This is a genomic window from Actinacidiphila yanglinensis (genome assembly GCF_900107965.1).
GTDB lineage: Bacteria > Actinomycetota > Actinomycetes > Streptomycetales > Streptomycetaceae > Actinacidiphila > Actinacidiphila yanglinensis.
In genome coordinates, this window is sequence record NZ_FNVU01000032.1 from 1 (window position 1) to 26,338 (window position 26,338).

The 26,338-nt window shown below is 72.1% G+C and carries 21 protein-coding genes; 13 read left to right on the top strand and 8 right to left on the bottom strand.

Features of this window, described 5'->3' with window-relative positions:
- From C4U44_RS39300 to C4U44_RS39315, 4 genes are all read left to right on the top strand, one after another.
- A partial coding sequence (locus C4U44_RS39300) for a peptidoglycan recognition protein family protein (protein ID WP_200823563.1) occupies positions 1-1,148 on the top strand: 1,148 nt, incomplete at its 5' end.
- 458 nt (positions 1,149-1,606) lie between these two features.
- Entirely contained in the window at positions 1,607-2,473 is an 867-nt protein-coding gene (locus C4U44_RS39305) for a hypothetical protein (protein ID WP_103890924.1), read from the top strand.
- A 305-nt stretch (positions 2,474-2,778) separates the two neighbouring features.
- A complete protein-coding gene (locus C4U44_RS42175; RefSeq protein WP_200823564.1) occupies positions 2,779-4,905 on the top strand; it encodes a hypothetical protein in 2,127 nt (708 codons plus the stop codon).
- 162 nt (positions 4,906-5,067) lie between these two features.
- Positions 5,068-5,766 carry a DUF899 family protein gene (locus C4U44_RS39315; protein ID WP_103890925.1) on the top strand — a complete coding sequence of 233 codons (699 nt, stop codon included), beginning with the start codon at positions 5,068-5,070 and terminating at the stop codon, positions 5,764-5,766.
- A 106-nt stretch (positions 5,767-5,872) separates the two neighbouring features.
- Here C4U44_RS39315 and C4U44_RS39320 read toward each other — a convergent pair whose 3' ends face one another.
- Entirely contained in the window at positions 5,873-6,436 is a 564-nt protein-coding gene (locus tag C4U44_RS39320) for a GNAT family N-acetyltransferase (RefSeq protein WP_103890926.1), read from the bottom strand.
- Between the two features lie 512 nt (positions 6,437-6,948).
- Between C4U44_RS39320 and C4U44_RS39325 the strand changes: the two genes are divergently transcribed.
- Positions 6,949-8,028: a polysaccharide deacetylase family protein gene (locus tag C4U44_RS39325; RefSeq protein WP_103890975.1), complete on the top strand. Its 1,080-nt coding sequence runs from the start codon at positions 6,949-6,951 to the stop codon at positions 8,026-8,028.
- Between the two features lie 126 nt (positions 8,029-8,154).
- Here the strand turns inward: C4U44_RS39325 and C4U44_RS39330 are convergent, their stop codons facing one another.
- Entirely contained in the window at positions 8,155-8,637 is a 483-nt protein-coding gene (locus C4U44_RS39330) for an MSMEG_6728 family protein (RefSeq protein ID WP_103890976.1), read from the bottom strand.
- Positions 8,638-8,833: 196 nt separating this feature from the next.
- On the opposite strand from C4U44_RS39330, the gene C4U44_RS39335 reads away from it, so the two are divergent.
- Both C4U44_RS39335 and C4U44_RS39340 read left to right on the top strand, forming a co-directional pair.
- The gene (locus tag C4U44_RS39335; RefSeq protein ID WP_103890927.1) at positions 8,834-9,718 is read left to right on the top strand and encodes a hypothetical protein; all 885 of its coding nucleotides are present in this window, start codon (positions 8,834-8,836) and stop codon (positions 9,716-9,718) included.
- Between the two features lie 327 nt (positions 9,719-10,045).
- A complete protein-coding gene (locus tag C4U44_RS39340) occupies positions 10,046-10,480 on the top strand; it encodes a very short patch repair endonuclease (protein WP_103890928.1) in 435 nt (144 codons plus the stop codon).
- Between the two features lie 166 nt (positions 10,481-10,646).
- On the opposite strand, the gene C4U44_RS39345 is transcribed toward C4U44_RS39340, so the two are convergent.
- Positions 10,647-11,780: a chitinase gene (locus C4U44_RS39345; RefSeq protein WP_103890929.1), complete on the bottom strand. Its 1,134-nt coding sequence runs from the start codon at positions 11,778-11,780 to the stop codon at positions 10,647-10,649.
- A 297-nt stretch (positions 11,781-12,077) separates the two neighbouring features.
- Here C4U44_RS39345 and C4U44_RS39350 point away from each other — a divergent pair, with 297 nt between their 5' ends.
- From C4U44_RS39350 to C4U44_RS39370, 5 genes are all read left to right on the top strand, one after another.
- Positions 12,078-12,416, top strand: coding sequence for a hypothetical protein (locus C4U44_RS39350; protein WP_103890930.1), 339 nt, complete (start codon positions 12,078-12,080; stop codon positions 12,414-12,416).
- A gap of 295 nt (positions 12,417-12,711) precedes the next feature.
- On the top strand, positions 12,712-15,129 hold the full coding sequence (locus C4U44_RS39355; protein WP_103890977.1) for a glycoside hydrolase domain-containing protein: 2,418 nt from the start codon (positions 12,712-12,714) through the stop codon (positions 15,127-15,129).
- Positions 15,130-15,178: 49 nt separating this feature from the next.
- Positions 15,179-15,955, top strand: a complete 777-nt coding sequence (locus C4U44_RS39360; protein ID WP_103890931.1) for a hypothetical protein — start codon at positions 15,179-15,181, stop codon at positions 15,953-15,955.
- Positions 15,956-16,131: 176 nt separating this feature from the next.
- Positions 16,132-16,551 (top strand): YciI family protein, encoded by a 420-nt coding sequence (locus tag C4U44_RS39365; RefSeq protein WP_103890932.1) that lies wholly within the window; start codon positions 16,132-16,134, stop codon positions 16,549-16,551.
- Positions 16,551-17,855: an RNA polymerase sigma factor gene (locus C4U44_RS39370; RefSeq protein ID WP_235032682.1), complete on the top strand. Its 1,305-nt coding sequence runs from the start codon at positions 16,551-16,553 to the stop codon at positions 17,853-17,855. Before C4U44_RS39365 ends, C4U44_RS39370 begins: the two co-directional genes overlap by 1 nt.
- A gap of 20 nt (positions 17,856-17,875) precedes the next feature.
- Here C4U44_RS39370 and fxlM read toward each other — a convergent pair whose 3' ends face one another.
- The 3 genes from fxlM to C4U44_RS39385 all read right to left on the bottom strand — a co-directional run bounded on the left by fxlM (position 17,876) and on the right by C4U44_RS39385 (position 23,883).
- Complete coding sequence (gene fxlM / locus C4U44_RS39375) at positions 17,876-20,179, bottom strand: methyltransferase, FxLD system (RefSeq protein ID WP_235032683.1); 2,304 nt, start codon at positions 20,177-20,179, stop codon at positions 17,876-17,878.
- Between the two features lie 213 nt (positions 20,180-20,392).
- A complete protein-coding gene (locus C4U44_RS39380; RefSeq protein WP_103890933.1) occupies positions 20,393-20,812 on the bottom strand; it encodes an NUDIX hydrolase in 420 nt (139 codons plus the stop codon).
- Positions 20,809-23,883 carry a DEAD/DEAH box helicase gene (locus C4U44_RS39385; protein WP_407642955.1) on the bottom strand — a complete coding sequence of 1,025 codons (3,075 nt, stop codon included), beginning with the start codon at positions 23,881-23,883 and terminating at the stop codon, positions 20,809-20,811. The genes C4U44_RS39380 and C4U44_RS39385 overlap by 4 nt, the downstream gene beginning before the upstream one ends.
- 225 nt (positions 23,884-24,108) lie before the next feature.
- Between C4U44_RS39385 and C4U44_RS39390 the strand changes: the two genes are divergently transcribed.
- Positions 24,109-25,119, top strand: a complete 1,011-nt coding sequence (locus C4U44_RS39390) for an ADP-ribosylglycohydrolase family protein (protein ID WP_103890935.1) — start codon at positions 24,109-24,111, stop codon at positions 25,117-25,119.
- 152 nt (positions 25,120-25,271) lie between these two features.
- Here the strand turns inward: C4U44_RS39390 and C4U44_RS43395 are convergent, their stop codons facing one another.
- Together C4U44_RS43395 and C4U44_RS39395 are read right to left on the bottom strand one after the other, a co-directional pair.
- Positions 25,272-25,400, bottom strand: coding sequence for a hypothetical protein (locus C4U44_RS43395; RefSeq protein ID WP_265737364.1), 129 nt, complete (start codon positions 25,398-25,400; stop codon positions 25,272-25,274).
- 100 nt (positions 25,401-25,500) lie between these two features.
- Positions 25,501-26,211: a DUF4232 domain-containing protein gene (locus tag C4U44_RS39395; protein WP_103890936.1), complete on the bottom strand. Its 711-nt coding sequence runs from the start codon at positions 26,209-26,211 to the stop codon at positions 25,501-25,503.
- Between the last annotated feature and the right edge of the window lie 127 nt (positions 26,212-26,338).

Sequence of the window (26,338 nt, forward strand, 5' to 3'; positions counted from 1 at the left end):
ACGAGCACGAGGTCGATCGCCGCACCCTGTTCAAGGTGGGTCTGGGAGGGGCGGTGGCCGCGGTCGTCGGCACCGAACTGGCCTTCCCCGGTGCCGCGCGGGCGGCGGGCGCCACGCCCTCGACGCCGTCCGCCGAGTTCCCCTGGATCATCGACTGCGACACCTGGGGCGCCCGGCCCCCGTCCAGCCCGATCCAGATCACCGGCAACCAGACCAACAAGATCATCCTGCACCACATGGCCTTCCCGAACGTGACCGACTACTCGCGCGACCACGCGATCCAGTTGGCCAAGGACTGCCAGAACCTGCACATGGACACCAACGGGTGGGCGGACACCGGCCAGCACTTCACGGTCAGCCGCGGCGGGTACGTCCTGGAGGGCCGGCACCAGAGCCTGTCGACGCTGGAGACCGGCGAGCACCAGGTGATCGCCGCGCACTGCCCGGGGGAGAACGGCAACGCGATCGGCATCGAGAACGAGGGCACCTACATCACCGAGACGCCGCCCGACGCGCTGCTGGACTCGCTGGTGGAACTGTGCGTCGCGGTGTGCCGGCAGTTCGACCTGCACGCGTGGGACATCTTCGGACACTGGGACTTCCGCCTGGGGACCGACTGCCCCGGCATCTCCTTCTACGCGCAGTTCCCGATGGTGCGCTCGCGCGTCCTGAAGGCGATGGGCACCCCGCTCGCCGAGGTCCCCGACCGCCGCTGGCCCGACATCTGGCGGTTCGTCGACAGCCAAGTGGTGCAGATCGCACAGTACTTGCTGGTCGACGCCGGGTACGACACCCTGGCGATCGACGGCGTCTTCGGCACCGACATGATCGACATCCTGGCCGACTTCCAGACCACGCACGGCATCTCGGTGACCCCGGACGCCACGTTCGACACCGCCACCTGGGAGGCGCTCGCGCCCGTCCTGGACAAGCACGCCGCCGGGCTGCCGGTCAGCGCGGTGCAGTACATCCTGGCCATCAAGGGCTACGCCGACACCGTGAGCACGACCGGCGAATACGACCACGCCACCATGAAGGCCGTCCAGGACATGCAGCGCCTCCACGGCCTCACCCCGAACGGCAAGGTGGACCTCAGCACGTGGTGCGCCCTGGTCGGCGGCTCGGTACGGGAGGCCTTCCGCGTCTGATGGTGCCACGACGGTAATCGACCACGTAACACCCGCGCCGGATGCGGGCCCGAACCCGGAGATCGGGTACGGGCCCGCGGACATGAGCGGGACAGGCCGGGTTCGACCGGCAGGCAGGGCAGTTGGACGGCCGCGCTGCCGGGCCTGCGCGACGTGCGGACGACCGGCGGCGAGTCGGACGGTGTCCTGCCATCAGCGTCGCTCAGTAAGCCGCCGGCACGAACTTCGGCGAGCCGGAATGCGCGCAAGTCCCGGCAGACGCTCGCCTCGTTCCGGTCCCGTAGCCGCCACCGGCAGGTCATTCCCGAACCGAAGCCCCACCCCCGCTGAGCAGACGAGGGCCCGGGTGGGTCGGCTCGTCCCGCATGGAGGAGGATGCACGGCGGGAGGGGATTTGAATGCGTTCAAAAATCGAAGAACCCATGCACGTGGGAGGTCCCCCGCGTGCGCAAGGCCGGGTGCGGGACAGATTCGGCGGGGTTCTGGTGGCCTCGACCGGGGCGCTGTGCGTGGAAGCCGTGGTCGGCGGGATCGCGGCCCTTGCGTGGCAGGGCACTCGGGAGAACCCGGGCCTCGCCTACAGCGGGCTGGGCTTCTTCGTCCTGATCATGCTGGTACCGGTCCTGACCGTACTTCTCATGCTGCTGTCGGCCGGCGTGGTGATGCCCCTCCTGGCGGCGGCGGGGTGGCTGGGTCGCCGCGGCAGGGGGCGTGCACAGTGGTGGTGGACGCCGACGCTGGCGGCTGCAGCCGAGGCTCCCCTTGCCGTACTTGTTGCCGTACTTGCCGGGTCGGTCGTGACCCTCGTACAGGTGGTCGTCGGATGGCTCGTGGGGACTGCGGCGCTCGCCGGCCCCGCACTGGTCTCCCGCAGACTGCTGCTGTCGCACCGACCCCGGCTCTCCGGCAGGGCGATACTCGGGCGGGTGACGGCCTACGGGGCGCTCGCGGTCGTCGCCGCCGTCGTCGCCGCGATCGGTCTCTCCGCCGTCCTCGGATACGTTCCACCGCGGCTGAGCACACAGCTCGTCGCCGGGAAGTGGACCGACGGAAAAGGAGGCACGCTCGTCCTCACGCCGGACGGCGAAGGCACGGCAACCGGGCTCCGCACCTACGACTTTGACGCGATCCACCGGTGCACCGGCACGGGAACGTGGGTGTACGGATCAGGGACGGATGCGTGGTCCCAGGAGGTCAGTGTCTCCGTCGCCGGCTGCGACACGCAGACCTGGCGGGTCCTCGGCACCACCGAGCATCCGAAGCTGTACGTCTTCATCGGCGACCCCGACAGCGAGGACCTTTACGTCCTGCGACGCCGCGCCTGAGCCGAACCTCTGGGCGCACGAGGCGAGTACTCGGAAGCTCGACCCCGGTCAGAACACGTCACCGTGCCGACGCCACCGAAGCCGCGCCCTTCGGTGGCGGCACGCGGGGAACGACTCCCGAGGCACCGCAATCAGCGGGTGTCCGCCGCACGTTGTCACGGGTGACCTCGGCCATTCCGAGCTTCCAGGTTGCCGATCGCGCAGACCAAGCGCGCGATCGACGTCCCGCCTCTTGCCAGGACCGAGCGTGGGGCGCCCCAAAAAATGCCGGGGCCCTGGGACGACGCGTCCGGCACGATGGCTGCATGTCCAGGACTCCCGAGCCCGCGCAGGTGCCGCACCCCGTATCCCCGTCCGCCCTTGATGCGTTCGAGGCCGCGCTGACGCCTGCGGCGATGAACACCCCGGAGTCCGAACGCAACCTCGTCGCCGCGCTGCGCGGCATGGATACCGCCGGCGAGTCCGCCACGGCGCTCCGCTTTCTCTCGGACCAGCCGCGCGTGGTCCTGCGACTCGACGAGGCCGTGCGGCAGACGGCCGAATACCGACTCGGGCGCACGCACCGGGCCGGTCGGGCGGAGGTGAGCCAGGGTGCCGTCCCCGCCGAGGCCAGCCCGCTCGGCGTCGCACTGGCCGCCTGCCACCCGGACGGCCGCGTACGCGAACGCGCGGTGGGCAGAATCCACTTGCTGCTGGGAGGACCCCAACCCCCGCTGGACCTCGTGCCGTTCCTGGTGCTGCGCACCGCCGACTGGGCGGGGCCGGTACGGGACCGTGCCCGTGGGGCGTTGGCGCTGCTGCTGCACGAGCATCCCGAGGTGATGGTCCCCGCGACCGCGCCGCTCACCCTCCTGGTCGTCCGGCGTGAGCGGGGCGGGTTCGCGCGGCAGCAACTCGTGAGCGCTTTGGTCTCCTCGCCCGGGACGACTCTCTTCGAGCCCCTGCTCGCCTCGCCGGACGTACGGCTGCGACGGTTTGCCCTGCGGACGGCGCTCGCGAACCGTCGGCTCCCGCTCAGGACACTGGTCGCGATCACCAGGCGGGACGGTGACCGCCAGTGCCGGGGGCTGGCGGCGGAAGCAGCCGTACGCGACGCCGTGTGGACCGAACAGACCGACCTGCTACGGCAACTGGCGACCAGCGTTCACCACGAAGTGCGGGTCGTAGCACTCGTCGGGCTCCTCAGAAGGGGACTCGCCGCGGAAGTCACGCCCTCCCTCGGTGACACGTCTCCCCTCGTCCGTTCCGTCGCGCGCGACGCTGCCCGCCGTACGGGAACCGACGCGCTCGGCTGGTATCGAGCCGCCGTTCATGAACCCGCTCCGGGCCTGATCGCCGGTCTCGCCGAGACGGGCCGCAAAGAGGACGCCGACCTGCTGGCTCCCCTGCTCGGCCACCAGCAGGCGCCCATACGTGCCGCGGCCCTGCGTGGACTGCGCGCGCTCGACGCGGTAGCCGTCGAACGCGCCGTCCCGCTGCTGCGCGATCCGTCCACGAAGGTGATCCGCGAGGCCACCACGACCCTCCGCAGCTGCCTCGACCAACTCCCGCCCGGAACAACGGAGTCGTTGCTGGCGGACCGCGACCGCGCCGCGGTCCGACGGGCCGGGTACCGCCTCCTCGACGAACCCGACGCGCTGCGGCGGCTCCGCACGAACCTCCGCATCGCCACGGATCCCGACCCGCGGCTCGCCCGGTGGGCCGCCGGCGCGGCCGCCGCCCTGATTCGCGAACTCCACCCGTCTCCATGGCACTCCCGCGCCAGCGGGGTCCGACCCGCCTTCGACCCGACCGCCGACGAGCGGCACGAACTGCTCGTCCTGGCCGGGGCCGCCGCCGCGCTCCTCCCCCACCGGCCACGTCAACTCCTCCAGGAGCAGCTCGACCCCGCTTCCCCCACGACGGAACTGCTCAGGGTCCGGTACGGCCCGCACCCCGACACCACGAACCCACTCCTGGACGTGGAAGCCACCTTCACCGCGGAAGACCCGCACCGAACCATCGCGTTGATGCGCGAGGTGCTGCTCGCCGTCCTCCCGTACGCCGTCGGGCCGGCCGACGCATGGCCCGCCGACGAACGGTGGCCGGAGATCCTGCCGACCTGGTTCGTGGAGCGTTGCGCACCCGAGGTTCCGGTCCGACGGGGCGCCACGGCGGACTGGTTGACCAGGTGGCGCGGCCAGACCCCGCAGCAGCGCATGACCGACTTGCAGACGGACGCCGTCGCCGACTGGCGGCTCCTGGACTGGATCAACCTCTTCGACCCCGACGGCATGGCCGACAGCCGTTCCTGGCGCTGGTGGGACGGCGGGGTCAGGCGGCTTCACACCGGCTGGGTCCGCTTCGGCACCGACGGCCACCCCTACGGCGGCCGCCTGGCGCTGCACTGGCTCATCGAAGCCGCGGGCGGCTACGCCATCGAACTGCCTTGACCACCGCCGCGGTCACCGCTCGTCGGCACACACCGCCGCGCTCCCTCCGCCGCCGTCCACTCGACGGAATTCCGGGCGGACCGATGAGTTCCGCCTCGCCACGGAGTCCGCACTTCCAGAAAGGCACCGAAGGCACCGAAAACGCACCTGACCGGAGGCACCATGCCCACCAGCAGCAACGACGCCCTGCCCCCCGTTGTCGACGCTCCCACCTGGGAGAAGGAACTGGCCGCCCTGCGCGTGCGGGAGAAGGCCGCCACGCGTGAGCTCGACGCCATCGCGGCCCAGCGCCGCCGGCTGCCGATGGTGAAGCTGCCCGACTACGTGCTGGAGGGCGCGGAGGGCCCCGTCCGGCTCGCCGAGATCTTCGGCGACCAGCCGCAGTTGATCGTCTACAGCCACATGTGGCACGAGGGCGCCGAGTGGCAGTGTGGGGGCTGTACCGGCTTCACCTCGCAGTTCACCCGGCTCGCGGGCCTGGAGAAGTTCGACGCCCGGTTCGTCATCGTCACCCAGGGGCCGATCGACGAGGCGCTCGCGTACCAGCGCAAGGTGGGCAACAAGATGGCCTGGTACTCGACGGCGAACAGCCCGTTCGGCAGCGACGTGGGCGCGCCGCCCGACGGTGGATTCGCGGTCAACGTGTTCCTGCGCGACGGCGACTCGGTCTACCGCACCTGGCACACCGACGGCCGCGGGACCGAGCAACGTAGCTACCTGTTCGCCCTGGTGGACCTCCTGCCCTACGGCCGCCAGGAGGAGTGGCAGGACTCCCCCGAGGGCTGGCCCCAGTCGCCGACGTACAGCCGTTGGGCGTCGTCGCAGGAGATCGCGGCGGCGTACGGCGAGGGCGGCCGCTGAGGCAACGGGCTTCCGGGTACGGGGCGGTGGGCGTCACCTGCCGCCCCACGAACCTACCGCCCCGCGCGTACGTGCTTCCGCGCTACGGGTCCCGGTCCGCCGAGCGTCAGGAACGGCCCTGCGCGAAAGCGGACGGCGCGAAGGTGAAGGCCACGTAGGCGCGTTCGCCGATCTCGAAGCGGGCGGCCTCGGTCATCCCGTAGTGCCGGTGGACGGCCAGGGACCGCTCGTTGGCCGTCTCGACGAAGGCGACGGCGAGGTCGAAGTCGTCCTGCAGGGCGCGGCTGAGGGCCGTGAGGAGTTGGGTCAACACCCCGCGGCCTTGGAAGCGTTCGTCGACGGCGACGGGGCCGTAGAGGAACAGCCGGCCCGGGTCGCGGCCGTCGGCCGCCCTCGTGACCGCCGCGACCGCCGCCGCGGCCGGGTGCTGCGGGGGCAGGGAGCCCGGCTCGCTCGTGATCGCGAACCCGGCGAGATCGCCGTCCGCGTCGGCGACGAAGATGCCCGGGCCCTCCTGGAAGCGGTCGAGGAGTTCGCCCGTCAACTGGCCCTGCACGAAGCCACGGCGCGCCCGTTCCTCGTCACTGAGCCCTACTCCCCGGGCGCTGTCCATGAGGGACAGGATCGCCGCGTGATCTTCCGGGAGGGACCTGCGCACGTTGATCGCCATGCAGCAGACCCTACGGAGGCGAGGGGGGCGCGGCCAGCCGCGCTGTGCCGTGGCTGTCCGGTCCCACGCGGATGCCCGGCCAGAGCTTCGAAACTTTCGACGGAACTCGCAGCGACTCAGCCCGTCAAATCAGCTTGCGTCGCGGGATGTTGGCTTCGCACATCATGGATGACGCCTGAACTGCATGTTTCCGGGTGGCCAACTTCGCCTCCTCGCCGAATCATTCGAGCGGAATGCCGAAAGTGTTGACAGTGGCGGTGGGCGGGCCAACACTGTTCGCCGTCGGCAGACCCCACCTGCCGGCTCGGGTCACTGCCCCGCCCCCGACTCCCCGGTCGCCGAACGCGCGACGGTCCGTGGAACTCGGGCGGCGGTCCGTGGAGCTCGCGGCACCGCGCGGAACACCACCGTGCGGTCGTTGCGGCGCCTGCCCCACCGGTGACCCTCGCAGCGTCAACTCGCGCTGCCTTCCCCCCACATGTGATCAGGAGGAAGCGCCTCCCATGGAAGACATGTCCACGCGATCCACGCGCCCCAGACGGAAGATCCGCGCTGCCCGGCCCCAGACCCTCGTCACCGTACTGGTGGCCCTCGCCATGGCCGTCGCGGGCGCCTTCGCCCTCGGTGTCGGCGCCGCCCCGTCCAATGCGGCCACCTGCAACGGCTACGTCGGGCTGACCTTCGACGACGGGCCGTCCAACGACCACACCCCGGCCGTCCTCAACGCGCTCAAGCAGAACGGGCTGCGGGCCACGATGTTCAACGAGGGGCAGTACGCCGCCTCATACCCGGCCCAGGTCCAGGCCGAGATCAACGCCGGTATGTGGGTGGGCAATCACAGCTACACCCACCCGCACCTGATCCAGGAGAGCCAGTCGCAGATCGACTCGGAGCTCTCCCGCACCCAGCAGGCCATCGCCGCCGGTGGTGGCGGGACGCCCAAACTGTTCCGGCCGCCCTACGGCGAGACCAACGCCACGCTGAAGTCCGTCGAGGCCAAGTACGGCCTGACGGAGATCATCTGGGACGTCGACTCGCAGGACTGGAACGGCGCCAGCACGGACGCCATCGTGCAGGCCAACTCCCAGCTCGGCAACGGCCAGATCATCCTCATGCACGAGTGGCCCGCGAACACGTTGGCCGCCATCCCGCGGATCGCGCAGATGCTGGCGGGCAAGGGCCTGTGCGCCGGCATGATCTCCCCGCAGACCGGCCGCGCCGTCGCCCCCGACGGCGGAGGCAGCACCACCGGCGGTACGGGTGGCACGGGTGGTACGGGCGGCACCGGAGGCACGACAGGCGGTACGACCGGGGGTACGGGCGGCGGCAGTTGCACCGCGACCCTCTCCGCCGGCCAGCAGTGGTCAGACCGCTACAACCTCAACGTGGCGGTCAGCGGGGCCAGTAGCTGGACCGTGACCATGAACGTCCCCTCCCCCGAGAAGATCATCGCGACCTGGAACGTCAACGCGACCTGGCCCAGCAGCCAGGTGCTCACCGCCACGCCCAACGGCAGCGGCAACAACTGGGGCGTGACGATCCAGACCAACGGCACCTGGACCTGGCCAACTGTTTCCTGCCGCGCGACCTGAGCCCCACGCACGTAGGAACTCACGTAGGACCGCACGTAAGACCGCACGTCGTACCGCGCGACGTACCTCTCGACGTGGCGCGGTGGCCCCGGCCGCCGCGCCACACGCGCTCCGATCCCGCGGCGGTCAGACGAACGGCTCGCGGTCCGAGGACGGCCACACGTACGGCAGCCCGGCGGGCACGTCGGGGAAGTAGCGCCGATAGTGCTCCGGTGCCCGGGTCACGAGGGCCGAACGATGGCTGAGGTGGAAGTCCGGATCGCCGAGCCAGGGTGGCAGGTCGCCATCCCGAGCGAGTTCGTCCGCGGAGCGCACGTGCCGGCCCCGCGACGCGTGCGCCCCGGCCGGCAGATCGTGCAGCAGCGTGTCCGCGCACGTGTCGGCCCGGCCGGCCGCGGTCCACACCCGGCAGATCTCCAGGCCGTAGCGGACCAGTGCCTCCTCGTACCCGGCCCACATCTTCACCGCCGGGTGATGGCGCCACCCGTACCCGGCCACGGTCAGTCCCCGCAGCACCTGGATGGCCTCCACGCGCTGCTTGCCGAGGCGACGCTGGTCGAGCACACGCGCCGCTTCCTCGAAGTCCGGGTACGGAAGGAATGTCTGCACTCCGTACACGTAGCCGCGAGCGGCGCACCGGCCGCGTCCGACACGCGGGAGGAACGTTTCGCCGGTCAAGAAGACACCCAAGAGCGATCGATCTTGGACGAATCACGTGGTACGTTCTGTCACCAGTGAACTTAAATGAGTGACCCCGGCAGCGCGCCAACGCTCCGGGGTCCGGCACAAGGAGTCCAAGCTCCCCATGCAGATTCATCGTAACCGCCACACGAGCGGTTTCACGGTCCTGCCGAACACGGTCCTGCAGGATCGCCGGCTGTCCTACACCGCGCGCGGCCTGCTGGCCGACCTCCTCTCCCGCCCCGACGGCTGGCGCGAGGACGGCCGGGGGATGGCTGACACCAGCCCCCAGGGACGCCTCTCGGTGGCGAAGGCCCTGCGCGAGCTGACCGCCTCCGGCTATTACCGGGTCGAGCGGGTGCGCCAGGTTGACGGCACCATCGTCACCGAGACCCATGTGTACGACACCCCCCAGGTGGGGCCGGATGCCACACCTCCGGGCTCCGGCCCACCGGCCGATGCTGGTCCTGACGCCCACCCTGTAAAGAACCGGGCGAAAGAACCCTCCCTCCCCCGGCAGCGGCCGCCCTCGACGGCCGTCACCCCGGTGGTGCCGCCGGACGCGGCGACGGGCGAGGCCGCGGCCCTGCTCCACCGCGTGACCGCGGCAGAGCCCCGACTCCGCCTCGGCGCTGCGGAGGCCCTCAACCTCGCACCGCTGGTTGCTCGTTGGCTGGAGCGTGGCCACGGCCCCCGTGACCTGTCCCACGCCCTGCTCAACGGGCTGCCCGAACGCGTGCACAGCGCCTCGGCGTTGCTCCGCGACCGCCTCACCCGCAAGCTCCCTCCGGCAGTTGCGCCGGTCACCGCACCCCCGCCCCGGCACGAGTGCACCACGTGCGCCCGGCCCACCCCGGACGAGGGCATCTGCCGCACCTGCGCGGGCCTGAACGCGCCCTCACCGGCTGCCGTAGCCGAGCGCGCCCGCACCGCCGCCCGCGGCCGCGCCCTCACCCGCGCCGCCCTCAAAGGCCCCCGACCGGCCCTGACGGTCGCCGCAAGAACCTGACCGTGCCCACCCGATCACTCCCCGATCAGCCCGGCCCTCACCCCGTCCGCTCCGAGCTCCCCAACAGGTTGCTTCCGCAGTTCGATGCTTCGGGACGAGGACATTGAAGGCGCCTTGCCCGCGCGGCTGTGGCGGCGCCTTGGTGTCCGACATACCGAAAAAGTGTCGGCGCGACCACCAAACGACTACGTCGCGCGTTCACGGAGTGACGTTCCGCCGTAACGTGTCTCCGCCTTCGTCGCAGTGGACGCGCCTGCTCAACGCAGGGGCTCGTCGTGCCGGTCCCACGCCGGAGCCGCCCGCTCCCGTAGGTGGGAGACTGTTCTTATGTCCCCGACCGCGTCATCACCGGCTGTGGCGGCACGCATGAGTCGTCAGGCATCACGCGACACCATGCAGGAGCTCGCCGTTCGGAGACTGCTGCACAGGGCCGGCCTTCGGTACCGGCTCCACATGTCCGTACCGGGGATGCCGCGCCGGACCGTGGACGTGGTCTTCGGCGGGTTGAAAATAGCGGTCTTCTTCGACGGCTGCTTCTGGCACGGCTGTCCGGTCCACGCCACGCGACCCCAAGCGAATGCGGACTGGTGGCGCTCGAAACTGGATCGGAACAAGGCACGCGACCGGGAGACAACCGAGCATCTCCTGTCCGAGGGCTGGATCGTGATGCGATTCTGGGAGCACGAGTCGGCGGAGGACGTCGCCCGACGGATCCATGACGCCGTGGTCGACCGACGATCCTCCGCCCTCCCCGAGCACTGAGAATCGGACAACCTCGTATCGGGCCCTGAAAGGCCCCTTCGACCTGGCGTGACGTCGGGGACGAGTGTGGTCCCGATTCCATTGCGACATCCACGTCGGCGTTCAGCCGCCGGTTGCCCCGTCCCCCGGTCCGCCCCCGCAGAGGACGGCCGGGGGCGGGAAGGCGTCACATGCGGGAGCCGCGCTCCGCCTGGCGCGGCGCCGGCTTCGGCTCCGACCACGGGGAACGGCCCTTGCCCCATGTCCACTTGGAGTGGGTGAACGCCTCGAACGTGTGGCTGAAGTACCAGTCGCTCTGCGCCACACCCGAGCACGCGCCCGCGCCCGCCGTACCGACGCAGCTGCCGTTGTCCCGCTGGAGGGCCCAGAACGAGAGGGTGTTGATCCCCTTCGCCGCCGCCCAGTGCTCCACCGTCGCCGCGTCCGCCGTGGTGAAGGTCTCCGCCGGGCCGAAGTCGTCGATCCCCGGCATGTCCGTCACGCCGACCCTGCTCCACAGGTGCGACGGCTTCTCCGACGGGTAGAGCGCGGCCAGTTGGTTGATCAGGCCGGCCGCGGCCGTCTCCGTGTCGGTGGCCATCTCGTGGGACGCGCCGTCGTAGTAGTCGAACGTCATGATGTTGACGACGTCCACCCGGGCGTGGTTGGCGACCGCGTTCTGGAGCAGGGCCACGCCGGTGGCGCCCAGGCCGGTCGTCGTCGACGGCAGCGTGTAGGAGAACTGCACGTTGCGGTGGGTGCGGTGGGCCCAGCTCTCGACCTGGGCCACCGCCTTGTTGCGGCGGTCGATGCCGGCCGTGTTGGAGAGGGAGTCCGCCTCGACGTCGAGGTCGATCCGCGTCACGCCGTAGGTGGTGACCAGGCCCTCGTAGACCGACGCGATCGACGAGACGTCGGTGCAGCTGTCGGCGATGTCGGTGCCCGTGGTGTCCGCGGCGTAACCGCCGAACGACGGGATGGCGTTGCCGCCGCGCGCCTGGAGGGCGGCGATGTCCTTGCCGTAGACCGACTTGGACACCGGCGTCGTGGCGTCCCCGTTCCAGGTCGCCGTGCAGGAACCGGCCGCGGGGGTCTGGAGGAAGGCCAGCGTCAGGTAGGTGTTGTGGGACTGGGCCGCGAGTGCGGCCGGGCTCCCACCGGCGTAGGTCTCGTAGTACGGCGCGACCACGTGGGCCGGCATGGGCGCCCGGAAAGCCGGAGCGGCCTGTGCGGCGCCTCCCCCCGCCACCACCAGTCCGGCGGACACGGCGGCGGCCGCCGAAGCGGCAAGCAACGCGCGAACAGGTCCAGATCGTCTCATCAACGCTCCTACCAGGAGAAATAGAGCAGCAGGACACAGCGGAACAGCATCGTGCCCGGAGTCCGGCGGACTTCCGGGCGCGATTCGTCGGGCCTCAAGGCCACCCCGAACCAGGGGAATTGGCCTGACGCGCGTGAATGCGCCCATATTTGGTCTAGGCCAATGATCCTGTCAAGAGCCGAGGCGCCGCGCGCTCCCGGGCGCCCCGACCCTCAGGCGCACTCCGTCCACTCGGGCCACACCGGCCCAACATGCCCCCACCCGAACCTGGTTCGGCCCAGGCCCCACAATGGCCGGGTGAAATCCTGGCTGCTCCTCACGAGTTCGATCGCCTCCCTGCTCGCGGGCATCGCGACCTACGTCATCGGCGCCTGGGACGGCCACCTGTTCGACCTCAGGGCCCAGCGCACCTTCTGCACCGCCAAGCCCTTCGCGGGCGACGGGGGCGGGAGCTTCTTCCCTCCCAGCGAGAAGTGCCGCTGGACGGACGGGACGACGACGCAGCTGGTGCCGTCGTTCGTCGACCCGTTGATGGCGATCCTGCTCGTCCTCGGGGTCGTGCTCCTGGCGCTCGCCCTCGTGAGCATCTTCCGGCCCTCCGGAGAAACGGAACCGGCCCGTCCGCGCCTCTCCTAATAGCGAACGGGAAACGTCGAAAAGGGTTGATCCACCGCATTCCCGCATTCAAACGCGCGCCAGGAAGCCTGTGAAAAAGGGCGCGGGTCGAGGAAACCGTGACGATCACAACGCGCCCTCCCTCGAACCTTCACATCGTCAACCCGACTTTCTCCTTATACGGTTGCTCCGCGCCGGGCGCCGGGCCATCCACCACGCGCCCACCTGCACGCTTCGTCGTCCCACCCCGCTTCATGCCGAAAGGGACGGCAGCGCCGAGAATGCCGAGAATGCCGAAGGAGTCCGAGTGGACCAGATGGTGTTGGCAGCCCAGCAATGGGTCAACGCTACGTACGGAAATGTCGCGGGATACAACAGGGTCACCGAGGACGGCGCCACCGGGTGGTCGACGATGTACGCCCTCACCCGCGGTCTGCAACACGAATTGGGCATCACCGCGCTGTCCGACAATTTCGGTCCGACCACGCTGGCCGATCTGGCCGCACGCGGCGGCGTCAAGATCGACGACTCCAACACCAACCTCATCACGATCGTGCAGGCCGCCTGCTACTGCAAGGGCTACGACGCCGGGGCCATCAACGGCCAGTTCGGGCTCGACACCCAACTCGCCGTCGCCTCGATGATGGACGACGCGGGCCTGGGCGACGCGCTGGGCGGCGCGGTGGCCCCCAAGGTCATGAAGGCCCTGCTGACCATGGACGCCTATGTGGTGCTGGCCGGCGGCACGCAGGCGGTCCGCTCGGTCCAGCAGTGGATGAACAGCCGCTACACCGGCCGGCAGAACTTCTTCGTCATCCCCTGCGACGGGATCTTCTCCCGCTCCGTGCAGGGGGCGCTCTACCTGGCGATCCAGTACGAGTTGGGCATGACGGACGCGCAGGCCACCGGCGTGTTCGGCCCCGGCACCCAGGCCGGACTGCAGGGCATCCTGCTCGGCGAGGGCTCCACCGGCGTCTGGGTCAGCATCTTCACCGCGGCGATGATCTTCAACCGGGTGCTGCTGTCCGACGACTCGGTCTACACCGACTTCACCGACAGCTTCGGCTCCGGCCAGACCTCCGCCGTGAACGCGTTCCAGTCCTTCTCCGAACTGGCCGTCACCGGCACGGGGAACTTCGACACCTGGTGCGAACTGCTGGTCTCCACCGGGAATCCGGACCGCGCGGGCACGGCCTGCGACTGCGTCACCGAGATCACCGCCGACCGGGCGGCGGCGCTCAAGGCCGCCGGCTACAAGATCGTGGGCCGCTACCTCGACAACGTGGCCGGCACCTCGCTGAACAAGAAGATCCAGCCAGGAGAGCTGCTGACGATCTTCGAGAGCGGGCTGCGGGTCTTCCCGATCTCGCAGTACGACGGCGGCGAGCTGTCGTACTTCAGCTACCCCCAGGGCTACACGGACGCGCTCAACGCCCATGCGGCGGCGAACGGTTACGGCTTCGACATCGGCACGGTGATCTTCTTCGCGGTCGACTACGACGCCACCCAGGACGACATCGACTCCCACATCGTGCCCTACTTCGAGGGCGTCGTCGCCGGGCTCGCCTCCCAGGGCAAGAAGTACGTGCACGGCGTCTACGGTTCCCGCAACGTCTGCGAGCAGGTGACCCAGCAGACGTACGCGCGCTGGTCATTCGTCTCGGGGATGTCGACCGGGTTCTCCGGCAACATGGGGTTCACGCTGCCGGAGAACTGGGCGTTCAACCAGATCCAGACCCTCTCCACCGGGTCCGGCACCGGCGCCATCGAGATCGACAAGGACGTGGCCAAGCCCGGCACGTACTCGGGCGTCTCCTCGGTCAGCGACCCCGGCAACCCGGTCAACGACTTCATCGCCTACGTCGGCGCGCTGCACGACCTGGCCGTCCAGTACGACCCGACCCTGGACCCCAGCGAGCTGGCGCTGCAGTACCTGCGCAACGACGACTACGACTCGATCCAGTGGAAGGCGCTGATCGGCGGCACCGACCCGGACTGGATCAGCTACGCGAACAGCCAGGGCATCGGCGAGCTCAAGGTCACCGAGGTGGTCGACCCCTTCTACGGGATCAGCCTGCACGTGAGCCACCTGGGCGCGGCCGCCGACGGGGTCCGGCTGATCGGCAAGCCCTCCGGCACCGGGACCAACCGCGGTGACGTGGCCGGCTGGGGCGGCGACTGGATGACCTTCTACGGGGAGTGGCGCCGGGACAGCGACAGTTACTCCTCCGGCCTCACCTACTGCCAGGACAAGCTCGCCAAGCTCACCGACGTCGGCACGTTCAAGCTGCGCGACCTGATCGAGGACGCCGACGGCTACCTGATCGCCACGCGGCTGCTGAACGGCGAGAGCATCCTCGACGTGGTCGAGGACCACTACACCAACGGGTACCTCTCCCGCTTCGCGCAGTACTACCAGAGCCGCTTCGGCGGCATCGAGGACAGCGCCAAGGCCACCGCCAAGGACATGCTGACCTCCGACAGCGACGCGACGATCGTCGCGGGCCGGACATATCTGATCCAGTCCACCGGCGGCTTCCCGACGCTCGACCCGTCCCTGCTGCCCGACGACAAGCTGGACGAGTTCTGCCAGGGCTTTGCCGACATGCTCGCGGACCGGGTCGGCGAGGAGAACGCGCAGGTCGCAAAGGTGCGGGCCCGGAACGCGCAGGCCGCCAAGGTGCAGGCGTCCCGGCCCCAGGCGACGAAGAACAGGCTCGGGAGCACGCAGTAGCCCCGCCGGGGCCGTCCCGTCGACTTCGAACACAGAGGACTGGTCACAGATGAGCGAGAACAAGGGACCCAGCGAAGAACCCGGCGAGAAGATCGGACAGGGACCCAGCCGCAGGCGCATGCTGGCGTCGCTGGGCCTGGTGGCGGGCGGGGCGGCGGTCGCCGTCGCCGGGCCGGTCGGTTCGGCCCACGCGGCGGCGCCCGCGGCTCCGGCGGCTCCCGCGGAGACCGACCCCGCGGTACCCGCACCCCGGACCTGGACGAAGGGCACCACACAGAACGGCTGGCCGGTGGTGAGTGCCGCGGCCGGCGGCGGCTACACGAACCTGCGCATCGAGGGCACCAGCGCCGTGGTGGCCCTGCGCCCCGGGGACGCGGCGACGGTGCTGGAGTACGTCGCGCGCCGCTTCCACTACGAGATCAGGGCGCTGAAGAGCGGCGACGTCTTCGGCTACACCACCCAGCACTCGGTCACCACGGCGTACGAGTCCAACTACCTTTCCGGCACTGCCCTTTCGATCCTGCCCGGCCTCTACCCGGCCGGAGTGGCGGGCGGCTTCCACCCGTTGGAGCAGGTCGTGGTCCGCGACATCCTCGCGTCCTGCGCGGGGGTGGTGCGCTGGGGCGGCGACGACCCCGACGTCCCCAAGGAAGGGCACTTCCAGATCGACGTCCCGCCCGGCGCGTCCGCGTTGCGCGACCTCGCGGCGAAGCTCTCGGCGGCGCGGACCACGCCGGGCCAGGGCGCCGGCGCGTTCGTCGATCCGTTCGCGGCCGGGCGCCGCTCGGCCGCCAAGGCCATGGAGAGACGGCAGCGAGCCGCCTGACGGCCGACGGCCGACGGGCCGGTTTCGCGGGATCCGTTCCCGCGGAGCCGGCCCGTCCGTACGTACGCGTCGAGAAAAAGCCGTCCCCGGCCCGCTCGCCGTGTCGATCCCCGGCATCGCCGTTCGACCTCCGATAAAGAGGGTCGAGAGGCGACCCCCGATGAAGGAGAGCGACGATGGCGAAGTACATGCTGATCATGCGAGGAACCGACGAGTCCGTCGGGAAGATGATGGAGACGCCCTTCGAGGAGATGCTGGAGACGGTGGGCCGCTTCAACGAGGAGCTGATCCGCGCGGGTGTGCTGGTCGCCGCCGAGGGGCTGGACGACCCGTCCCAGGGCGTGGTGGTCGACTTCAGCGGGGAGACCCCGGTGGTCACCGACGGTCCGTACGGCGAGACGAAGGAGCTGTTCGGCGGCTTCTACCTGATCGACGTCGCCTCCAAGGAGGAGGCCGTCGAGTGGGCCAAGCGGCTCCCCGCCTTCCCCGGTTCGAAGGCCGAGGTCCGCCGGGTGCCGGGGATCGAGGAGTTCCCGCAGGACAACGAGTGGATCATCAAGGAGCGGGCCTGGCGCGAGCGGAACGGCCAGCTCTGATGCCGTCGGCCGACGGCGGCCCGCCGATCGCGGACGCGGCTCGGCGGGCCGTCGAGGCCGTCTGGCGGATCGAGTCCGCCCGCGTCGTCGGCGCGCTGGCCCGCTACACCGGGGACTTCGCGCTCGCCGAGGACGTCGCGCAGGAGGCGCTGGCGGAGGCACTCGTCACCTGGTCGCGCGACGGCGCGCCGGCCAACCCGGTGGGCTGGCTGCTGACGACCGCGCGGCGGCGGGCCATCGACGCCTTCCGCCGGAGGTCGGCACTGGACGAGCGGTACGCCCTGCTCGCGGGCCACCTGGCCGAGGGCGAGTTCAGCTCGGGCGGGCCGGCCGCGCCCGGCGCGGCGGACGACCTGCCGTGGGACCCCGCCCGGGTCGACGACGACGTCCTCGCGCTGATGTTCACCGCCTGCCACCCGGTCCTCTCGCCCGAGGCCCGGGTGGCGCTCACGCTGCGGGTGGTGGGCGGCCTGTCCAGCGAGGAGATCGCCCGCGCGTTCCTCGTGCCGGTCCCGACCGTCCAGGCCCGGATCACCCGGGCGAAGAAGACGATCGGTGCCGCGCACGTGCCGTTCGAGCTGCCGCGGCCCGAGGAACGGCGCGAGCGGCTCGGCGCGGTCCTGAGCGTGCTGTACGTGATCTTCACCGAGGGGTCGACGGCGACGGCCGGCGACAGCCTGCTGCGGCCCGATCTCGCCTACGAGGCCGTGCGGTTGGCGCGGATGCTGGCCGCGCTGCTGCCGGACGAGCCGGAGGTGTACGGGCAGCTCGCGCTGTTCGAGCTGACCGCCGCCCGCTTTCCGGCGCGTACCGGGCCGGACGGTGAGGCGGTGCTCCTGGAGGACCAGGACCGGCGCCGGTGGGACCGTTCGGCGATCCGCCGCGGTCTGGCCGCGCTCGGCCGGGCCACGAGCACCGGGCGCGGCCTGGGACCGTACGGGCTGCAGGCCGCGATCGCCGGCTGTCACGCGACGGCGGCGTCGGTGGGCGAGACCGACTGGGAGCGCATCGTGCTCCTCTACGAGGCGCTCGGCCGCGTCGCGCCCTCGCCCGTCGTCGAGCTCAACCGGGCCGTGGCAGTCGCGATGGCGAGCGGGCCGCAGCAGGCGCTGGACATGGTCGACGAACTGGCCGTCTCCGGGCGCCTGTCGGGGTCCTACCTGCTCCCGAGCGTGCGCGGCGAGCTGCTGGTCCGGCTCGGCCGGACCACCGAGGCCCGGGCCGAACTGCAGCTCGCCGCCCGACTGTGCGGCAACGCCCGCGAACGGGCGGTACTCCTGGGCAAGGCAGCGGCGCTGGAGTAACGGGGCTCGCCCCCTTGGCATCAGTGCTTGTGCGTCGACCAGTCGAACACCAGCCGGCTCAGGGGTTTGCGCACCACGTGGCCGGGGGGCAGTTCGGCGTCGGGGGTGGCGGCCGGGTGGGCGGTCAGGCTCGGTCCCGGGCCGGGGCGTACGTCGCGGTCCCATGTCCGCATCCGGTCCGCGAGGAGGTCGGACAGGGCCCGGGCGCGAGAGCCGAAGGCGTGGACGACGAACTCCCACTCGGCCTTGGCCGTCCCCGTCGCTTCGCGGGTCCTGACGTGGGTCAGGTAGGCGAGCGAGCTGCCTTGCGTGATCGCGGCGGCGTCGGCGCCCTTGGGCAGGTCGAGGTGGGCGATGTCGGGGTCGTCGGCGACGCGGTGGCCGGACAGGCGGCAGAAGCCCTCCAGAGTGGTGGCGAGGAAGAGTTGGAGGGTCGCGAAGGGCTCACCGTCCTCGACGGTGACGCCGGTCCGCGTGTCCAGGCGGGGCGTCGTCCCCAGGGCCGCGTCCAGCCCGGTGGTGTCGGTGGGTTCGCCGTCCTCGAACCGCACCTCGGCCTTCCCACCGAGGAGTTGGGTGGTGGGCGTCCGCCGGCCGCCGATGCCCTGGTCGCGAACGAATCCGCACACGGTGAAGTTCTGGGCGACCAGGACCTCGCCCTGCCGCTGGAACGTGATCGCCCGGGTGTAGCCGCCGACTTCAAGCGGGACGACGAGGTGGCCGCCCTCGGCGAGCTGCGCGGTCCACGCGGGCGCGAGGTCCCAGCAGTTGTGGGTGAGGAAGATCGCGTCGAAGCCGGTGTGCGGCGCGTGGTCCGGTGCCCCGAGCGCGCCGTCGCCCAGCACGAGTCGGACGCGGCCGTAGCCGGCCTCGGCGGTGAAGCGACGCGCGCGGCGGATGACGTAGGGGTCGATGTCGAGGCTGACGACCGAGCCCGCCGGCCCGACGATCTCCGCGAGCAGGGACGCCTTGTAGCCGCCGGAACCGATCTCGAGAACCCGCATGCCGGGCGCGAGCCGGGCGGTCTCGAGCATGTCGGCGTGCAGCCAGGCCGCGCTGACCGAACTGAGGGCCCGGCCGTCGTCGTCCCGGCGGGTCACCACCGCGAGGCTGTCGTCGTACGCGGTCTCCAGGGGGACTTCGGGTGCGTAACGGTGCCGGGGGACCGTGCGGAACGCGGCCTCCACCGCCGGTGTGCGCACCCATCCGCCGGCGACGATGGCGTCAACGAGTGTCGCGCGCAGCCGGATTGCGGCGGCGGGCTCTCCGGGCACCGCGACGGCCGCGCCGGCGTGCGGGTAGCGGTGGACCGGGGGCAGGCCGGGCAGGACGCCGGGCCAGACGACGTCGAGCGCGTGGGCGGAGGGAGCGAAGATCGGCCCGAGGGCGGCGAGGGTGTGCGGGTCGTGCCACTCCCACCGCGTGAACCGGTCCGGCTCGCGGCACTGGAGCGTGCCGGACCATGCCGTGATCCGGACCACGGCGGTCAGCCGGGGCAGTCCGTCCCGGTGGTCGGCGACCATCGCGATCAGGTGGGCGTCGGAGGGGTCGGCGTACAGGCCGGTCTCCTCGGCCAGTTCGCGTACGGCCGCCTCCTCGAAGGACTCCGCTCCGGCGTTCTTCCCGCCGGCCAGTTCCCACATGCCCGGCTGCGAGTGGCCCAGCAGGATCCGCCCCCGCGGGTCGGTGACGACCGCGTACGCCCCGGTCAGCGCGTGCGGCGCCGGCCGCCCCTTCTCCACCGCCGCGGCCCGGAGGCTGCGCGGTCCGCGCAGGACCAGGACCCCCGGCGTGTCCGCCCCGAACCGGTCCACCCGCTCCCAGCCCGCGGCCGGCGCGGCGATCCCGATGTCGTCCGGTGCGGTCCCCCGGTCCCCTTCGGGCGTCACCGCGGCCGCGACAGCGGTGATCACCACGAACGCTCCGCCCTCGCGCAGCCGGCGGCGGAGGCCGTGCATCACGCGCGTACGGTCCTGGAGGACGGTGGCCGAGTGGAGCGCGACCAGGTCGTAGCCGTCGCCGTCGAGCGCGTGGAGGTCATCGTCCTCGATGTCCAGCGGCAGCCAACGCACCCCGGCCGGCGGCTCGTGCCCCGCAGGCGCCGGATCCACGCCGGTACGAGAAACGACGTCGACCGTGTAGCCCGATTCCACCAGCCAGGCGGGGAGTTCGTCCGGCGCGCCGCCGACCACCAGGGCGCGGCCTCCCGTGGCGGGTGCGGGCACCTGCGCGGACAGCACGGCCCGCTCGGCGTCTCCCAGCCGCGGCAGGCGCTCGCAGCGAGCGGGCTGGCCGTCCCGGTCGTCCTCGGTGTCGTGTCCCACGATGCGAAGCTCCTGACCTGGTTGGACGCTTGGCGGGCACCCGCCCCGGAGCGCACCGGAGTCACCTGAACGCCCCACCCGCGCGCGCAGCCGGAACGGCGGTCCCGGCTCTGCCTAACGGGTCGCCGCACAGCGGGGTTTCGGCCTGGGGTTCGGCGACGTGCGGCCCGCAGCGGGGGACCTGGGCGTGGCAGCGCCGCGAAATGCGCCGCCTCACCGCGTGAGGGCACGGTCGAGGTACGCCCGGACCGGCCCGAAGACCCCGTACGGGATGCGGGAGTCCAGCTCGGAGCGGGTGCACCAGGCCACCTCCGCCACCTCCTCCTCGGCGGCGACACGGGCGACTCGGGTTGTGCCCGGGGGGATCTCGCAGGCCGTGTACGTCACGAACCGGCCCGTCATCGGATGGACGCGCCCGCCGAGCACCCGGATCGCCGTGACGTCGACGCCCGTCTCCTCGAACGTCTCGCGGACAGCGGCCTCCTGCGGCGTCTCACCCGGCTCGACCGCGCCCGCCGGGAACTGCCACGAGAGCCGCCCCTCGGCAACCCGCCGCCGTACCAGCAGGACGAGGCCCCCGCGCACCACGACCGCGGCGGAGATCCCGGGACGCCCGTCGGCGGCGTGGTTCATGACGACAGGGCCACCAGGTCGGCGAGTTCGGCGTCGCTCAGCTCGCTGAACGCCGCCTCGCCCGCGCCGAGCACGGAGTCCGCCAGTTCCCGTTTCCGGTGGAGCAGGGCGGCGACCCGCTCCTCCACGGTCCCCTCGGCGATCAACCGGTGCACCTGGACGGGCCGGGTCTGCCCGATCCGGTAGGCGCGGTCGGTGGCCTGGTCCTCCACGGCGGGGTTCCACCAGCGGTCGTAGTGGATGACGTGGCCGGCCCGGGTGAGGTTCAGGCCGGTACCGGCGGCCTTGAGGGAGAGCAGGAACACCCTTTTCCCGCCGGCCTGGAAGGCGTCGACCATCTCCTCGCGGCGCGCGACCGCGGTCCCGCCGTGCAGGAAGAGGGTCTCCACGGCCCGGTCGCCGAGGTGGCGTTCCAACAGCCGTCCCATGGCGACGTACTGGGTGAAGACCAGCGCGGACCCGTCCTCGGCGAGGACGGTGTCCAGGAGTTCGTCGAGGAGTTCCAGCTTTCCCGAGCGGCCCGGCAGCCTCGCGTCGCCCCGCTCCTTCAGGTACTGCGCGGGGTGGTTGCACACCTGCTTCAGCCCGGTGAGGAGCTTCATCACCAGCCCGCGGCGCGCCATGCCGTCCGATCCCTCGATCTCCGCCATGAGCGCCCGGACCAGTGCCTCGTAGAGGGAGACCTGCTCCTTCGTCAGCGACACCGGCTGGTCGGTCTCGGTCTTGGGCGGCAGTTCGGGCGCGATACCGGGGTCGGCCTTGCGCCGCCGGAGCAGGAACGGCCCGACCAGGGAGGCGAGTTGGCGCGCCGCCCGCGCGTCGCGGTCGCCCTCGACGGCCTTGGCGTACCGGTTCCGGAAGGCGGGCAGCGAGCCCAGCAGCCCCGGCGTGGTCCAGTCGAGCAGCGCCCACAACTCGGAGAGGTTGTTCTCCACCGGGGTGCCGGTCAGCGCGACGCGGCCCCGCGACGGGATCGTGCGCAGCGCCTTCGCGGTGTGCGCGTGCGGGTTCTTGACGTGCTGGGCCTCGTCGGCGACCAGCAGCCCCCAGGGCAGCCCGGCCAGGCGCGCGGCGTCGCGGCGCATGGTGCCGTACGTGGTCAGGACGAAGCCGCCCCGCGCTTCGGTGTCGAGGCCGGCGAGGTCGCGGCCGGGCCCGTGGAAGCGGCGTACGGGCGTGCCCGGCGCGAAACGGCGGATCTCGCGCTCCCAGTTGCCCAGCAGGGAGGCGGGACAGACCACCAGCGTCGGTCCGGCGGTGGCCGTCCGCTCCTGGCGGCGCAGGTGGAGGGCGATCAGCGTCACGGTCTTGCCCAGACCCATGTCGTCCGCGAGACAGCCGCCCAGACCGAGCGAGGTCATCCGGTGCAGCCAGTTCAGGCCGCGCAGCTGGTAGCCGCGCAGCGTGGCGGTGAGGGCTTCGGGCGGCCCCTGGGGTTCGCGCGCGGCACGCGCCTCGGGGTCGGCGATGCGGGCGCGCACCTCCTCCAGCACGCCGCCGGCGGCGACGGCGACCTGCTCACCGTCCACCTCGACGCTCCCGGTCAGCGCGGCGCTCAAGGCGTCGATCGCGGTCAGCGACGGCGCTCCGGACCGCGCGGCCCGCCGCAGGCGGCGCACCAACTCCCGGTCGACGACCACCCATTGGTCGCGCAGCCGCACCACCGGCTGACGGGCGTGGACGAGCCGCTCCAGTTCCGGCCCGGTCAGTTCCCGGTCGCCGAGCGCGACCCGCCAGCGGAAGTCGACCAGGGCGCCGGACGACAGGAAGGAGGCGGCCGAGGAGGTCGTGGTCTTGCGTACCGGTTCCAGGACACCGGACGCGGTCAACCCGGGCACCAGGTCCCTGGGCCAGTGCACGGCCACTCCGGCCCTGGCGAGGGCCTCGGCCGCGTCATCCAGCAGCGCCAGTGCCTCCCCGTCGGACAGCTCCAGGCCGACCGGAGCGGCCGCCTCCAGCAGCCGCGCGGCGGGGCGCCAGACGCGTGCGGCGCGGCGCAGGGCCCGGAGCGTGTCCGCGCGGGCCCGCGGGCCGAACTCCTCGGGCGCGGCGGCCGATCCGGACCAGAGGTCCACGGCGTCGATGAGCAGGGTCGGATCGGCGAGGCTGCGGAGCTGGACGACGGCGTGGAAGGTGCAGCGGAGGGCGCCCCCTGCTCCCTTGGCGTCCTCGGCCCTGGCGCGACGCTCGTCCCGCGCCTCCCGGTCGTCCCTCGCCTCCCCGTCCTCCCACGCCTCCCTGGGGTCGGCCTCCTCCTCCGCCGGTTCGACCGTGCCCGACAGCTCCAGCCGCAGCGACACCTCGACTCCCACGTCACGGGCGGCGGCCACCTGGGCGGCCTCGGCCGGCCGCTCGGGCACCGCGGCCTTCCGCGCGCGAGGCGCGACCGCCGCGACCGCGGGCCCGGCGGCGGCGCGGCGCGAGGCGGGGGTACGGGTCAGCGCGTCGGCGACGGCGTCCAGGAACGCGTGCAGCAGCGGCTCGGCCGCGGCAGGGGCGAGCGGGGAGGGGCCGGGGGCCCGAACGGCGCGGGCCTCGGGAGGCATTGCCGCCGCGAGTCCGCGCAGCCGCTCCAGATCCGCCGGGTCGAGGGGCCCGGCCCGCCACGCGTCGAAGCCCTCCGGTGACACGCAGGGCTCCGTCCGCCCCCGGGCGAGCAGGCCGAGCCCCAGCACGGCCGCCGCGCCCCAGAACGCCGTGCCGGCCGACGCCCGCCCGCTGCCGTCGGCGCCCAGGGCGCGGCAGCGCGTCAGCAGCGGGAGTGCCTGGTCCACCGGCACGGCGACAGCGCGCACCTCCGTCGCCGGCTCCGACGACCCGTGCGGGCCGACCACCGTCAGCTCCTCGGGTTCCACCCCCAGGTCCGGAGGCTCGCCACCGGGCGTCCAGAAGGCGATCCGTCCCAGCCGGGGCGGATCCGCGGGAAGGAACACCGCCTCGCCCGCCGCCAGTTCGGGCAGCGCCGCGAGCAACCGGGCCCGGCCGGGGGCAGCGGTCCCGGGTGCGGACGAACGGCCGGTCGGCGCCGGGCCGGAGGGAGCATTCCCCGCCGACGGATACACCCTCGTCACCGCACCCACTCCTGGAACCCGCTCTCCGGCAGCCGGGACGCCCTCGGCCCCGGCACGCCCTCAGCGGATCCAGGCTAACCACCGGCACGGACACGAGGAGAACCGCGCGCCTCCGGGCCGCGCCGCCAGGGCTTGCCGGCGGACGGATCGGGCGCCCCCGGAGGACCGCGCGGGCCCGGCTGGGGTAGACCTGGGGGTTCAGGGCGAGCAGGAGGGGAGGCCGGCGTGAAGCGTGCGGCGACGGGGGCGTTGGTGGGGCTGGCGGTCGGGGACGCCATGGGGTTCCCGACGGAGTTCAACACGATGGCCCGGATCGAGGAGAAGTGCGGGCCGTGGCGCACCATGCCGCTGCCGCTCTCCTCGGGACTCGCGTATGTCACGGATGACACGCAGATGACGTTGGCGCTGGGCGAGGGGCTGGTCGAAGCGCTGGCCGGCGGCCCGTTGACGGCGGCGCGGATGGAGGGGCCGGTCCGCGCCCGCTTCGTGGAGTGGTGCTACTCCCCGGAGAACAACCGCGCTCCTGGGTCGACCTGCCTGAGGGCCTGCGAGGCGCTGGGCCGTGGCGGCGACTGGCGGTCGGCCAGCGAGGTCGGCTCCAAGGGATGCGGCGCGAACATGCGGGTCGCGCCGCTGGGGCTGGTCCCGGGCCTGGACGAGCACCAGCTCTCCGGCGCCGCCCAGTTCCAGTCGGCGCTCACACACGGCCATCCCACGGCGCTGGCGGCAAGCGACCTGACCGCGTACACCGTCCGGTTGCTGGCGCGCGGCACCGGGCCGGACGAACTGCTGCCCGCGCTCGTCGCGTACGGCCACCGGCGCCGCGGGCACTACCCCGCCGACTGGCTCGGGGACCTGTCCGCGTACGCGCACGACCCCGACCCGGCGGCCTACACCGCCCGGGGCTGGGACGAGTGCCTGGCCGCGCTGGACCGCGTGGAGAGCGCGCTGCGCTCGCCCGACCCCGAGGCCGATCCCTGCGCTGCCACCGGGGCGGGGTGGATCGCCGAGGAAGCGCTGGCGACCGGGCTGTACTGCTTCCTGATGCTGCCCGACGACCCGCAGGCGGTGGTCCGGCGGGCCGCCTACTCCTCCGGGGACTCCGACTCCGTCGCCGCGCTGGCCGGGGCCTTCGCCGGCGCGCACCACGGTCTGGCCGCGTGGCCCGAGGAATGGATAGGGGACATCGAGTACCGGGACCGCCTGCTGGCGCTGGGTGCGGCCTGGGACGCCTGAACCGGCCTCCCTCGTACGGGAGAAGAAGGACGGTCCGGGACGAACAGGACCGTGGCCGGCCCGGGTCGGGCCGGAGGCGGGCCGGGGGCGGGGCCGGGTCGGAGCCAGGTCCGGGGCGCCGACTGCGCCCGCTCGTCGCGCGATCCGCGGGATCACCCGGCAGCGCGGCGGAAGACTCCCGCCTCCTGGGCCGGGTCACCCGTGTCACCGAGGATGACCACGTGGAAGACGGCGCCGGCGAGGGCGGTCACGAAACGGGAGAGCCTACGGGTGCTGCGCACAGCGGATCACCTGTCCGATCGGGTGGCGGGACACGGGGGTTGGGGGCCGGGGACTGCGACCGGGGTGCGCGGGGCACCCCGGTTCCTGCCGCCTGCGGCCTCACCAGGCCAGGGCGTCGTCCATCGACTGCTCCCAGTAGGTCGTCCTGAGGGAGTCGTCGATGTGGACGCCCTGCGCGGGCAGCGACGGGTGGGCCGCAGCGCCGGTGCTCCCGGTGCCGGACCGGCCGGAGAACCAGATGGTGAGGGACTTCACGGTGCGGCCGTTCGTGCCGCTCCCGTCGCCCGCGGACAGGATCACCGAGGCGTAACCGGACTCCCCGGGGCCGAGCGTGGTCACCGCCTGCGGGTGCGAGTCCTCGATCACCGACGGCACCGCCTGCGCACCGGCGAACTGCAGCGCCGGGTACCCGTACAGGTAGCAGGTCTTGCTGCCGGTGTTGGTGACCGTCAGCAGCATGTGGTTCACCGGACGGCTCACCGGCGCGGCGACGACCTTGGTGTCGGATCCGTCGCATGTCACGCTCTTGCTCGCGGGGTTCGGGGCCTTGGTCGCGGAACTGCCCCCCGCCGGCCGCGACCCGGCCGCCTTCGCCGGAGGCGTGGATGCCGACGGCGCGGACGGGACCGCGGCGGAAGGGGTGGCCGTGGGTGCGGCCGCGGGCGTCGAGGTGACCGCGGCGGCGTCCTTCGCGGCACCCGTGTCGCTCGTGCCCGGCCCACCGGTGCACGCGGTCAGCGCGAATCCGGCGAGTGCGACGGTCGCGGCGGCGCCGACGACACCGATGCGGGGGGTGCGGATGCGGAACATGAGGCCCTGCCTTCTTGGCTGTTCGAGGTGGGTGTGGTGCTCGATGACCTGATCTTGCGGCGCGGTCCGTCCCAGCCGCCACGTATAGCGGCGGGTTGGGGACGCTGGAACGCCGAAACCCCCTCCG

What these genes read in the sequence shown, in the direction of transcription:
- C4U44_RS42175 (WP_200823564.1), top strand. Translation starts at nt 2,779, where the DNA reads ATGTCCAGGACTCCCGAGCCCGCGCAGGTGCCGCACCCCGTATCCCCG.
- C4U44_RS39315 (WP_103890925.1), top strand. Translation starts at nt 5,068, where the DNA reads ATGCCCACCAGCAGCAACGACGCCCTGCCCCCCGTTGTCGACGCTCCC.
- C4U44_RS39320 (WP_103890926.1), bottom strand. Translation starts at nt 6,436, where the DNA reads ATGGCGATCAACGTGCGCAGGTCCCTCCCGGAAGATCACGCGGCGATC.
- C4U44_RS39325 (WP_103890975.1), top strand. Translation starts at nt 6,949, where the DNA reads ATGTCCACGCGATCCACGCGCCCCAGACGGAAGATCCGCGCTGCCCGG.
- C4U44_RS39335 (WP_103890927.1), top strand. Translation starts at nt 8,834, where the DNA reads ATGCAGATTCATCGTAACCGCCACACGAGCGGTTTCACGGTCCTGCCG.
- C4U44_RS39340 (WP_103890928.1), top strand. Translation starts at nt 10,046, where the DNA reads ATGTCCCCGACCGCGTCATCACCGGCTGTGGCGGCACGCATGAGTCGT.
- C4U44_RS39345 (WP_103890929.1), bottom strand. Translation starts at nt 11,780, where the DNA reads ATGAGACGATCTGGACCTGTTCGCGCGTTGCTTGCCGCTTCGGCGGCC.
- C4U44_RS39355 (WP_103890977.1), top strand. Translation starts at nt 12,712, where the DNA reads ATGGTGTTGGCAGCCCAGCAATGGGTCAACGCTACGTACGGAAATGTC.
- C4U44_RS39360 (WP_103890931.1), top strand. Translation starts at nt 15,179, where the DNA reads ATGAGCGAGAACAAGGGACCCAGCGAAGAACCCGGCGAGAAGATCGGA.
- C4U44_RS39365 (WP_103890932.1), top strand. Translation starts at nt 16,132, where the DNA reads ATGGCGAAGTACATGCTGATCATGCGAGGAACCGACGAGTCCGTCGGG.
- C4U44_RS39370 (WP_235032682.1), top strand. Translation starts at nt 16,551, where the DNA reads ATGCCGTCGGCCGACGGCGGCCCGCCGATCGCGGACGCGGCTCGGCGG.
- C4U44_RS39380 (WP_103890933.1), bottom strand. Translation starts at nt 20,812, where the DNA reads ATGAACCACGCCGCCGACGGGCGTCCCGGGATCTCCGCCGCGGTCGTG.
- C4U44_RS39395 (WP_103890936.1), bottom strand. Translation starts at nt 26,211, where the DNA reads ATGTTCCGCATCCGCACCCCCCGCATCGGTGTCGTCGGCGCCGCCGCG.